This window comes from Flavobacterium gossypii (assembly GCF_014138495.1).
GTDB lineage: Bacteria > Bacteroidota > Bacteroidia > Flavobacteriales > Flavobacteriaceae > Flavobacterium > Flavobacterium endophyticum.
This window is the reverse complement of record NZ_JACJIS010000001.1, coordinates 919,231-930,953: the sequence shown is the minus strand read 5'-3', so window position 1 is coordinate 930,953 and position 11,723 is coordinate 919,231. Positions and strand designations below refer to the sequence as shown.

Here is an 11,723-nt window from a genome sequence, read left to right as displayed (position 1 = left end):
AACTATTTATTATTATGGCAATTTTAAGCAAAAAAGCAATGAATTTCGCTTACGGTATGGGAGCGGCAGTTGTAATCGTAGGGGCATTATTTAAGATTATTCACTTTGAAATCGGACCATTAACAGGAAACGTGATGTTGACTATTGGTCTTGTGACAGAAGCGATCATCTTTGCTTTATCTGCATTCGAACCTGTTGATAACGAAATTGATTGGACTCTGGTATATCCTGAATTAGCAGGAGGTGAGGCTAAAAAGAAAGACGCTAAAAAAGAAAACCCAGCTGAAGCTCAAGGTTTATTGTCTCAAAAATTAGACAACTTATTAAAAGAAGCTAAAATCGATGGCGAATTGATGGCTAGCTTAGGAAACAGCATCAAAAACTTCGAATCTGCTGCAAAAGGAATCTCTCCAGCTGCTGACGGAATTGCTGCTACTAAAAAATACAGCGAAGAATTATCTATGGCTGCTGCTCAAATGGAATCATTAAACAGCTTGTACAAAGTACAATTGGAAAGTGCTTCTAGAAATGCTGAAGCTAACAAGGAAATCGCTGACAATGCATCTAAATTAAAAGAACAAATGCAATCTATGACTGCAAACATTGCTTCATTAAACAATGTTTATGGTGGTATGCTTTCTGCAATGAGTAACAAAGGATAATTAGTTTAAGACTATATTTTCATTAAACAAAATAAACTAAACTAATTAGAAAAAATGGCAGGAGGAAAATTAACCCCTAGACAGAAGATGATTAACCTGATGTACTTGGTTTTCATCGCGATGTTGGCACTAAATATGTCCAAAGAAGTTTTATCTGCTTTTGGACTAATGAATGAAAAATTTGAAGTAGCAAACGAAGCTGCGAAATCTACTAATGAGCAGATGATGCAGGCATTGGATACCAAAGCTGCTGAAGCTAAAGGTGAATTTGCTGTTGCGGCAGAAACAGCTCATAAAGTTCAGGCGGCTACAAAAAAGTTTTATGATTTCATTGGAACTTTAAAAGCAGAAACTGTAAAAGGTATCGAGCCAGAAAATGGTAAATTACCATACGAATCAATGGATAAAGGTGATAACCTTGATAATAGCTGGTTCATTGGTGACGGATATACGAAGAGAGGTAACGAAGTTATGAGTGCTATCGAAGCGTACAAAGCCGAAATGAAAAATGCTCTTGGTAACGAGAAAAAATATTCAGCTATCCTAAACCAAGTTAACAAATCTTTCGACGTTTCTGATGTTACTACTAAAGATGGTCTAAAAGATAAATTCTTAAACTATCACTTCAAAGGATTTCCAGCAATTGCTTCTTTAGCTAAATTGTCTGCTTGGCAAAGTGATGTTAAAAAAGCGGAATCTGATGTAATCAGTGCTGCTTTAGGAAAAGCTGCGGTACAAGCTGCTTCATACAGCAACTATCAAGCAATCGTAGTTTTAGAGAAAAATGCTTATTTCCAAGGAGAGAACGTAAAAGGTAAAGTTGTATTGGGTCGTTATGACGAAAATACGAAACCAACTTCTTTCCAAGGTCCTGGTAAATTAGAAAATGGTCAAGCTGTTATTTCGTTAACTGCTGGTGGTGTTGGTGAGCAATCTATCAATGGTCAGTTTACTTTCTTGGAAGATGGAAAAACTATTCCTTTGAAATTTGAGGGGAAATATGTTGTAGTTCCAAGACCAAACGAAGCTACTATTTCTGCGGATAAAATGAATGTGGTTTACCGTGGTGTTGTTAACCCAATGACAATTTCATTTGCTGGTGTATCTGATAACAATGTGACAGCTTCTGCTCCAGGTTTGACAAAAGCTGGAAAATCTGGAAGTTATAACATGAGCCCAGGTGCAGGTCGTGAAGTAGTTATCAATGTAACTGGAAAATTACCTGACGGTAAAGCTGTAAACTCTAAAAAAGTATTCAGAATCAAAAATATTCCTGGACCAACAGGAGCGTTAAGAGGAAAAGAAACAGGTACTGTTAAAGGTCCTAAATCTAACCTAGAAGTTCAAACTGTAAATGCTGTTCTTGAAGACTTTGATTTCGACGTAAAATTAAATGTTGTTGGATTTAACATTAAAGTTCCTGGACAACCAACAATCGTAGTTTCTGGTAACAAAATGGATGGAAGAGCGAAAGCAGCAATCCAAAAAGCAACTAGAGGTGATGTAGTCATTATTTCTGAAATCAAGACTAAGTTAGAAGGTAGCGCAATCATGCTTCCTAAAACTGCTCCTGTTGCTTACGAGATAACACAATAATTATTCAAAGTTTGAGTTTTTACTTAAACGAACTAATAAATTACAAAAAATGAATTGGAGAAATTTTTCATTGATAGTAACATTAAGCTTAGTTTCTAGTGTTTCTTTTGCACAGTCTAATCTTTTAAATGCTAAGACTCCTGAGGAAATCGGGAAAAAAACTGAAGCACAGCTTAAATCTGATAACGACAAGCCACTTCCATATGGTTATGTTCACGATCGTGATGTACTTATGGGAAAAATGGTATGGGAATTTATTGACCTTGATGAAAGAATCAATTTTCCAATGTATTTTCCAGTAGACGGAAATCTTGGTCCAGACAGAAAATCTCTTTATGCTGTTCTTGTTGATAATATGAAAGAAGGCAAAATAACTGAAGTATATGATGACAGTTATTTTACTACTAAAAAATCACTTAAAGACATTGAAACATCGCTATCAAAAATTGATACGGCTGATGCAGGTAGAGAGCAATATAACGCAGGTGAGAAAATCTCTGAAGAGTATATCGTAAAGACTGATATCACGCCAGCGAATGTTATGGGATACAAGATTAAAGGATATTGGTACTTTGACAAACGTCAAGGTGAGTTGAAATATCGTTTGCAAGGAATTTGCCCTGTTGTTCCTGATGTTTACACAATGGGAACTGAAGAAGAAGATCCAATCGAATTGTTCTGGGTATATTTCCCTTCTGTTCGTGACGTTCTTCATGAAGCAAAAGCTTTCAACGATAAGAACTCTGCACTTCCAATCACGTTTGACCATCTTTTAAATTCGCGTCGATTTAATGGTGTGATTTATCAAGAAGAAAACGTTATGGGCGATAGAAAAATCGATGAATACATGAAAGACAATGCTCAGATGCAATTATTAGAATCTGAAAGAGTTAAAGATAAGATCCGCAACTTCGAACAAGATATGTGGAATTATTAATAAAAATTTCTCCAATACAAATAAAACTCTTGCTTTAATCGGCAAGAGTTTTTTTATTTTTGCACTATGGTAGATTACTTGATTGTTGGTTGCGGATTAGCAGGTATTGCATTTGCAGAAACTGCATTGCTGGAGAACAAATCCATCCAGGTCTTTGATAATAATTCTCAGCAATCTTCAAAAGTTGCTGGCGGATTGTATAATCCAGTAATACTCAAAAGATTTAGTGAAGTGTGGAAAGCGCAAGAACAACTGGATTTGCTACATTCCTTTTATGGGAATTTGGAAACGAAATTAAGCTCAAAATTTAATTTTGAAATTCCTATTTATAGAAAATTGTTTTCTGTAGAAGAACAAAACAACTGGTTTCTGGCTACAGACAAAATTGGTTTAGCGCCTTTTCTTTCTTCTAAGCTCGTTTCTAAAAAATATAATGGAATTGATTCTCCTTTTAATTTTGGTGAAGTCCTGCAGACTGGTTATGTGGATACTGAATCTTTGCTAATAAGCTATCATGAGTATCTTAAAGAAAAAGAGTGGCTTGCAAATGATACTTTTGATTATGCAGCTCTTGAGTTAAAAGAAGAATATGTCCAATATAAAGGCATCCAAGCCAAGAATATAGTTTTTGCAGAAGGCTACGGGATGATTTCAAACCCATATTTTGGACATCTTCCTTTAGATGGGACAAAGGGCGAGTTGCTAATAATTAAAGCTCCTGACTTAAATTTGGATGCTGTTATCAAGACATCTGTTTTTGTATTACCTCTTGGAAATGATTTATACAAAGTTGGTGCGACTTATGATTGGAAAGATAAAACCAATCAGCCGACTGAAGAAGGCAAACAAGAACTTCTTGAAAATATAAAAGAAATACTTCATTGTGATTTTGAAATCGTTCAGCATTTGGCCGGTGTTCGACCAACAGTAAAAGACAGAAGGCCAATGGTTGGAACTCATCCGAACCATAAAAATGTTCATTTGCTAAACGGACTTGGAACTCGCGGTGTTATGCTTGGACCAGTTATGGCCAAAGAATTGTTTGAAAACATAGAATTTCGAAAACCTCTAGACAGCTCAGTCGACATCAAAAGGTTCAGAAAGGTACAATGGTAGTTTATTTCTTGTTCCAGTCTTTATCGTAGTCTACAAACATATTGATCCAGATATTCCTTGACAATCTCATGATAACCGGCATAAAGGCAACTAGGGTAGCAATAATTGCTATAAAAGAAACCTTGAGATTAGTGCCTAGAAAAATATACGAGATAATAAAAGCGGCAACGCCAAACGCAATCCCGACACCATAACTCACATACATGGCTCCATAAAAAAAAGAAGGCTCAATCTTGTATTTTTGCTCACAATGACTGCATCTTTCATGCATTTGAAAAATTCGGGACAGATTATAAGGATTTTTGTCTACATACATACTCTCGTTCTGACATTTAGGACAAGTTCCTGTTAAAATGCTATATAATTTGGATCCTTTTTTTAACATTTGCAAAAAATTTAGTTTGCCAAGTTCGGCAGTGCAAATTTACACATACAATTTACAAAAAATACAATAAATGCTTAATATACATAATTTATCAGTTTCTTTCGGAGGAACCTATCTTTTTGAAGAAATTACTTTCAGGTTAGGAGCTGGTGATCGAGTGGGACTTGTCGGCAAAAATGGAGCGGGAAAATCAACAATGCTGAAGATTCTTGCCAGAGATATCGCTCCCGACACAGGAAGCATAGCTACCGAAAAAGAAGTCAAAATCGGCTTCTTGCGTCAGGATATCGATTTTGAGCAAGGTAGAACTGTTTTGGAAGAAGCTTATGAAGCATTTACAGATATTAAAATCGTTGAGAAAAAGCTTGAGGAAATAAACCACCAGCTGGTTACAAGAACCGATTACGAAAGCGAAGAATACAGCCAGATTATTGAAGATTTAGCAGATTATACACATCGTTTTGATTTGCTTGGAGGATATAATTATGTCGGTGACACAGAGAAAATCCTTTTAGGACTTGGTTTCAAAAGAGAAGATTTCAACAATCAGACCGAAACTTTTTCAGGCGGTTGGAGAATGCGTATCGAATTAGCAAAACTGTTGCTACAATCGAATGATATTTTGCTTCTGGATGAGCCGACCAATCACTTGGATATCGAATCGATTATCTGGCTCGAAAATTTCCTGCGTAATTACCCTGGCGTTGTAGTAATCGTATCGCACGATAAGATGTTCTTGGATAATGTAACCAACCGAACTATTGAAATTTCTCTTGGAAAAGCCTATGATTTCAATAAGCCGTATTCCCAATATTTAGAATTACGCCATGAAATTCGCGAGAAGCAATTGGCAACGCAGAAAAACCAAGCCAAAAAAATTGAAGAAACTGAAAAGCTGATTGAAAAATTTAGAGCGAAAGCATCTAAAGCTTCAATGGCACAGTCGCTGATTAAAAAACTAGATAAAGTAGAAAGAATTGAAGTTGATGAAGATGACAATTCTGTCATGAACATTTCGTTTCCCGTTTCTATAACGCCTGGTAAAGTCGTTATCGAAGCCGAAAATGTTACTAAAAAATATGGCGAAAAAACCATATTGAAAGATATTTCCCTTTTAGTAGAGAGAGGAAGCAAGATTGCTTTTGTCGGACAAAACGGACAAGGAAAATCTACCTTTATCAAAGCAATCGTAAAAGATATTGACTATACCGGAACTATAAAATTAGGACATAACGTACAGTTAGGGTATTTCGCTCAAAATCAAGCGGAGTATTTGGATGGCGAAATTACGCTATTGCAAACTATGCAGGACGCTGCTAATGACACCAACCGCTCAAAAGTACGCGATATGCTGGGTTCTTTCCTTTTTAGAGGAGATGATGTAGAGAAAAAGGTAAAAGTCCTTTCAGGAGGCGAAAGAAACCGTCTGGCGCTTTGTAAATTATTATTACAGCCGATTAACGTGTTGGTAATGGATGAGCCGACCAACCACTTAGATATTAAATCTAAAAATGTCTTGAAAGCAGCATTGCAGCAATACGAAGGAACACTGCTTCTAGTTTCTCACGACAGGGATTTTCTTCAGGGTATGTCCAATATCGTTTATGAATTCAAAGACCAGAAAATAAAAGAATATTTAGGTGACATTAATTTCTTCTTGGAACAGCGTAATCTAGAAAATATGCGTGAAGTCGAAAAGAAAGATGCGGTTAAAAAAGAAGTGCCAAAAGATAAATCACTTTCTTACGAAGAACAGAAAAAAGGCAAAGCACTTCAAAACAAATTGAGCAAAGTCGAAAGCCAGATCAAGCAGCTCGAAATTGATATCCAAAAAGATGACAAGTTATTGGCTTCTAATTACGACAAGCATATCGAAGACGCTTCTTTTTTTATGGCCTATAACAAAAAGAAAAAAGACCTCGACAATCTTTTAGAAGAATGGGAAGCCATTCAGATGGAAATAGAAAATGCATAAAAAAGAAGCCAGACCTATCGTCTGGCTTTTTTTATAAAGTATACAGTGAATTTGCCGTTATCCCGATTCGTTCCGAATGTTCGATAGCTTCGCTACTATTTTTAAAATAACAAGTATCGACGCCCATAGTTTCCATATTAGCTAAAGCATCTATTGCTTTTTGCTTTTTATGTTTTCCAGTCTGACGGATATAAACTGCCTTTACCGTAACCGGAAATATTTTACAAATGTCCTCATATAAAAAAGGATCATGCTGTGAGTCGTCGCCAAGAAGCACATATTTCAGATGTGGATAAAACTCCAAGATGTGTTTTATCTTCTCAAACTTATGATTGTGGTCGCCTCGTCCGGTAAGAAAAAAATCAGTAAGGCTCGTCTTGATATCCTTTAAGAGAAGCACGGCTTTTGGCAGTTCATGCAGTTCTGTAAACTGTGTGATAAACCGATACAGATTCCATTCGCTGCTGGAAACATAAAAAAAAGCATTCTTTTCCGTATCACTATTCCTGCCTGCCGAACTCAAGGCTTGGTAATGAGGCACGACATCTTCAAAAATCTTGCGGTCGTTTACGTTTCGGAAAAGCAAGATATAGAGCTTTTTGAAAGGATTTCGAGTATGCGATACCAAAAAAGTATCATCAATATCCGATATAAAGCCCCAATTTCCGTCATGTGGGCGTATGTAGCTGCCTTTGCTCGTAATTTCTCTGTCGTTGTGATAAATGCTGACTTTATATTCGTTCCAGCCATAAGCCAAATCGTTTGTCAGCGGAATGCAGAATTTAAAATAACCGTCGTCTAGACTTTTAGTGTGGATTTTCATGCCGTTATGCTCCAAATAGACAGAAGCATTTTTCTGCGTCTTAATCCGAAACATACGAATAACAGATTTCGCATTCTTGAAATTTTTCTTTTGAAAATCGTAATCTTCCTTTGTAGTAGGCTTAAAAATATGCCCCATCACAATCAGTTCCTGATCATTTGCATAACCTCGGTATAACTTTAGGATTGGCTTCATAAAATGTCTTATATTTATATTACGATATAACAAATTACAAAATTTATAGCACAAAAGAAATTATGAGCACGCAAAAGAATTATATTCTGGTAGTTAATCCGATATCAGGCGACGTTGACAAGACTGAAATTATAGAAACAGCTAAAAATTTTGCAACAAAGGAAAACATAAATCTGGCAATTTTTGAAACAACTGGAAAAAATGATGAAGCCAAAATCCAAAAATTGCTAGAAGAAAAGAAGGCCGAAAGAATAATAGTTGCCGGTGGCGATGGTACCATAAAAATGGTGGCCGAAGCTGTCGAAAACCATGATGTGATTTTAGGAATATTGCCTGCCGGTTCTGCCAACGGGCTTTCGGTTGACTTAAACCTTCCAGACAATCTTGAAGAAAACCTAGAAATTGCCTTTCATAGCAATTATATGGAAATGGACATGATTGCTATCAATGGCAAAAAAAGCCTGCATTTGAGCGACATCGGTATCAATGCCGAACTGATCAAGAATTATGAAAATAGTAACATACGCGGCAAATTAGGGTATGCATTGCAAGCTATCAACACGCTTACTGGACTCAAAGATCCTTTTCATGCTGTTATAGAAACGAGTAACGGGAGAATAGAAACAGAAGCGAGAATGGTAGTTGTGGCCAATTCCCAGAAATACGGTACGGGCGTAACAATCAATCCTCATGGCGTGATGAACGACGGAAAATTTGAAATCGTAATTCTTAAAAATTTAGACCTGATTGTTTTCAGCAAGATACTTTCTGGAAATATGCCTATTGAAAACGGCGATGTGGAGATTATTTCTACAGACCAAGCGACAATTACTACCGATTCGCCCGTAAGCTTTCAGATTGATGGCGAATATTGCGATGAAGTCAGCAAATTAGAAGTAAAGATTCTGCCCAACCAGATGAAGGTAGCGATTCCTTAAAAATCTTATTTAAAAGGATTCCGCTCTTTCCATACCGTTTCAGGTTCTAGATAGCCAAAAAGTCTTGAGATAAAAAGGTTCAGGAAATAATTATGGTGTTTGATAAAACCATACATCTTTTCAGGAATGGCTCCTACAGAGCTTTTGATCTCTAAGGCTGTTCGTGCAAAAATAATCTGCTTGAAACCTTTGTTTATAGAATGACTGATCATGTCGTACAACATGTTCAGGTACAGCATTTTTTCTTTTTGGCAGTTTTCGTCATAGCCCAAAAAATACGTATCGATTACATCGCCATTTTTGATAAGCGTGTTAAAGCCGATCATTTTGTTGTTTTCAAAGTAACCGTAGAACAAAAAATTATCTTGCAGCTGCAGCTTGAAATTAGAAAAATGCTTTTCCGGAAGATAAAAAGTATTGAACGGAGCATTTTTGGCTACGCAATAATACAAATCATAAATCAGTTTTTCCTGCTCTTGAATTTCAGCCAAAGACAGTTTCTTTTTGACAAGTCCTTCCGATTTTTTCCGTGCCCTTTTGTATTGGTCGCGGTATTTTTTGTTCAATGCGCTTACATAATCTTCAGCCTCGTTCCAATTCTTTGGGATAGTAAAGACCATATTTGGCTGGGTGCTGAATTGGTAAAAATCCTGAAACTCTGGAATCTCAAAATGGCTCGCTTCGTCTTTCTCAAAATCCTTAAAAACCGTGATGTGAGTTTTCATCCCTTTCAGGCTTAATTTTCTCTCGATTTCAATCGATGCTTTTCTTAGCAATTTTAATCCTTGAGAATATTCCAAGCTGGAGTCAAATTCGAATGCATTTTGGCCTGTAAGCATGTTGTTTCCAATAATCAATACTTTAGAGCTGAAATTCTTAAAAATAAATTTCCGGATAGACGTTTTTGCGCAATTGTCTCTTTCGCCATACGAATTCACCTGACTCAGGTCTAGAAATTGCGAAAGCGCGATCCCGACCAGTTTTTCGGCATTAAAAAGACCAATAAAATGACAGGTCATGTTTTCGGGTGCTGCCGTCTCTAATAGTTTTAGATACGATTTTGAAAGAAATATGTTAGTCGAAGCAAGGCTGTCCCAATTTTCGGGAAGCGCTGTTGTGGTCGTAAAAATGGTAAAGCGTAAGGTAGTTTTCAAAGAGTGAAAAATAATAAATCTCGCCCGTTAAGGCGAGATTTTTTTTGGTGATATAAAGATTAAATCCAAGCGCAAATAATACCGCCCATAATGGTCAGGTTGACAAGCCAGTAGCCTGCATTGATAAAAATAAACTTCCAGCTTTTTCTTTCAAACATCGAATTGATGGCAATCAGAGGAAATGTGAAAAGCAAGCCAGTCATAAAACCATGCAAAGCACCATGCTTGAACGTTCTAAAAGCCGTTCCGTACTCTGCCATATAAGCTTCATATACTGGACTAACCTTATCTGAATCTCCGCCAGTAGCGGCAAGAGCGCCCCATTGGTGGATAACCAAAAACTGGAGGATAAAAGCCATAAAAAAGGCAAATAAGACAGCTAGTCCGTAAATAACAGCCATATTGGCTCCTTTTAATTTCTCTTCTGTAAGTCCGGCTGCATTCATCCAAGCGGTTCCAAAAACTTTAGGGTTGTACCAGATAAAGCCAACAACCAAAGTTGACAGTGCTGCTACTACCAATGCTAAAAAATTTACTTCCATGATTGATTTGTTTTAAGGGTTTCTCATTCAAAGATAACTAAAATTTTAACATTAAATTAAGGATATGGCAATTCGGGAGCTTAATTTTGAGAAAGCGATAAATTTCCTGCCAATTCTTTCAGATTAATCTCAGAAACTTTTGCGGCGTATTGAGCGTTGCTGTTTCGCACTTTCGCATTGACATAATTGAGCTGTGCCTCACGAAATTCTAACGGAGCGATAGTTCCTATCTTAAATTTGGCCAGCGTAATATCTAAGTTTTCTTTTGCAATATCTTCGTTTTTAGCTTCCAGTTTTGTCAGCTGCAAATTGGTCAGATACGTTTGGTAAGCAGAAGATAGCTGTGATTCAAGCATCTTGAGCTGCTGTTCAATAACGATTTTTGAATTCTCAACTTGAATTTTAGCTACTCTCTCGTTGCGATTTTGAAGCCCCCCGTTAAAGATATTCATGGTCGCGTTGATGCCGTACGTAAATCCCTGCCCGGTAGACTGTGTCGTAAACCCAAGAGAAGCTTCCGTGCGCGTAAAATTATACCCAGATGTGATATTGACAGTCGGATAACGGTTGGCTTTGACCTGCTTCAGCTGCAATTCGCTAATCCGTTTGTTGATAATCTGCGACTGCAGTTGCGGATTTTGTTTCTCCGCTAAGGTCATCAGCTCTGGCAATAAAAGCGTTTCGTCTATAGTAACTTCGTCGACTACCGAAAAGTCTGTTTTTACATCCCTTGCCAAAATTTCATTCAAAAAGATTTTGGTATTGGTATATAATTCTTTCTGGCGGAGCAGGGCAGTGGTATCTGTATTTAAATCGACCTGCGCGTTTAAGACTTCCAGTTTCGAAGCTTTCCCGATCTTATAACGGTTATCGGCAGTACTGATTCTTAGGTTTGAAATTACAATAGCCGTATCGAGTGCTTTCAATTGCTGTTGCTGTTGTACAAGATCATAGTAGGTCGTGATGACGTCAGAAACCTTCGTAAAAATGGCAAGCTTTAATTCGGCATCGCCTAATTTTTCTAATTCTTTCAGCTGGTCATAACGGGCAAACATACGTAGTCCGTCAAAAATTGTCCAATTTAGCGCAACACCATAGGCTAGATTCATGTTACGGGCTCCGTTGAGCTCTCTTTCAGAACCGTCAGACTGTGTCTGTTTAGTGTCCAATATGCTATTATTGTCAGTAACCGTAGCGTTAAATTGCGGAAGCACGCCAGCGTTGGCAAGGCTTACGTTCTGCTGATCGATCTTCAGGTCGTTGCTGGCAATTTTTATTTCATAATTATTCTCTAAAGCAATCTTTACCGCATCTTCGACAGTCAGTAGTTCTTGAGCCTCTGCCGTAAGCGAAGCTGTGAAAAGAAATACAATCTGGAAAAATATCTTAAGTTTCATGCA

Annotated in this window: 11 protein-coding genes; 6 read left to right on the top strand and 5 right to left on the bottom strand. The window is 37.1% G+C overall.

Features of this window, described 5'->3' with window-relative positions; translation table 11 throughout:
- The first annotated feature begins 14 nt into the window (after positions 1–14).
- The 4 genes from porL (at position 15) to GGR22_RS04435 (ending at position 4,311) form a co-directional block, all read left to right on the top strand.
- A complete protein-coding gene (gene porL, locus GGR22_RS04450) occupies positions 15–662 on the top strand; it encodes a type IX secretion system motor protein PorL/GldL (RefSeq protein ID WP_121375152.1) in 648 nt (215 codons plus the stop codon).
- A gap of 54 nt (positions 663–716) precedes the next feature.
- Entirely contained in the window at positions 717–2,258 is a 1,542-nt protein-coding gene (gene porM, locus GGR22_RS04445) for a type IX secretion system motor protein PorM/GldM (protein ID WP_182492717.1), read from the top strand.
- A gap of 49 nt (positions 2,259–2,307) precedes the next feature.
- Positions 2,308–3,195 carry a type IX secretion system ring subunit PorN/GldN gene (gene porN / locus GGR22_RS04440; RefSeq protein ID WP_121375150.1) on the top strand — a complete coding sequence of 296 codons (888 nt, stop codon included), beginning with the start codon at positions 2,308–2,310 and terminating at the stop codon, positions 3,193–3,195.
- Positions 3,196–3,261: 66 nt separating this feature from the next.
- On the top strand, positions 3,262–4,311 hold the full coding sequence (locus GGR22_RS04435; protein WP_182492716.1) for an NAD(P)/FAD-dependent oxidoreductase: 1,050 nt from the start codon (positions 3,262–3,264) through the stop codon (positions 4,309–4,311).
- Position 4,312: 1 nt separating this feature from the next.
- Here the strand turns inward: GGR22_RS04435 and GGR22_RS04430 are convergent, their stop codons facing one another.
- Positions 4,313–4,696, bottom strand: coding sequence for a DUF983 domain-containing protein (locus tag GGR22_RS04430; RefSeq protein ID WP_182492715.1), 384 nt, complete (start codon positions 4,694–4,696; stop codon positions 4,313–4,315).
- 70 nt (positions 4,697–4,766) lie between these two features.
- Here GGR22_RS04430 and GGR22_RS04425 point away from each other — a divergent pair, with 70 nt between their 5' ends.
- Positions 4,767–6,671, top strand: coding sequence for an ABC-F family ATP-binding cassette domain-containing protein (locus tag GGR22_RS04425; protein ID WP_182492714.1), 1,905 nt, complete (start codon positions 4,767–4,769; stop codon positions 6,669–6,671).
- Positions 6,672–6,702: 31 nt separating this feature from the next.
- Here the strand turns inward: GGR22_RS04425 and GGR22_RS04420 are convergent, their stop codons facing one another.
- Positions 6,703–7,689 (bottom strand): App1 family protein, encoded by a 987-nt coding sequence (locus GGR22_RS04420; protein WP_121375146.1) that lies wholly within the window; start codon positions 7,687–7,689, stop codon positions 6,703–6,705.
- 62 nt (positions 7,690–7,751) lie between these two features.
- Between GGR22_RS04420 and GGR22_RS04415 the strand changes: the two genes are divergently transcribed.
- Entirely contained in the window at positions 7,752–8,627 is an 876-nt protein-coding gene (locus tag GGR22_RS04415) for a diacylglycerol/lipid kinase family protein (RefSeq protein WP_182492713.1), read from the top strand.
- A gap of 5 nt (positions 8,628–8,632) precedes the next feature.
- Here GGR22_RS04415 and GGR22_RS04410 read toward each other — a convergent pair whose 3' ends face one another.
- The 3 genes from GGR22_RS04410 to GGR22_RS04400 form a co-directional block, all read right to left on the bottom strand.
- The gene (locus GGR22_RS04410; RefSeq protein ID WP_121375144.1) at positions 8,633–9,781 is read right to left on the bottom strand and encodes a peptidogalycan biosysnthesis protein; all 1,149 of its coding nucleotides are present in this window, start codon (positions 9,779–9,781) and stop codon (positions 8,633–8,635) included.
- A gap of 59 nt (positions 9,782–9,840) precedes the next feature.
- The gene (locus GGR22_RS04405) at positions 9,841–10,323 is read right to left on the bottom strand and encodes a DUF1761 domain-containing protein (RefSeq protein ID WP_182492712.1); all 483 of its coding nucleotides are present in this window, start codon (positions 10,321–10,323) and stop codon (positions 9,841–9,843) included.
- Positions 10,324–10,403: 80 nt separating this feature from the next.
- The gene (locus GGR22_RS04400) at positions 10,404–11,720 is read right to left on the bottom strand and encodes a TolC family protein (RefSeq protein ID WP_182492711.1); all 1,317 of its coding nucleotides are present in this window, start codon (positions 11,718–11,720) and stop codon (positions 10,404–10,406) included.
- Positions 11,721–11,723: the final 3 nt, after the last annotated feature.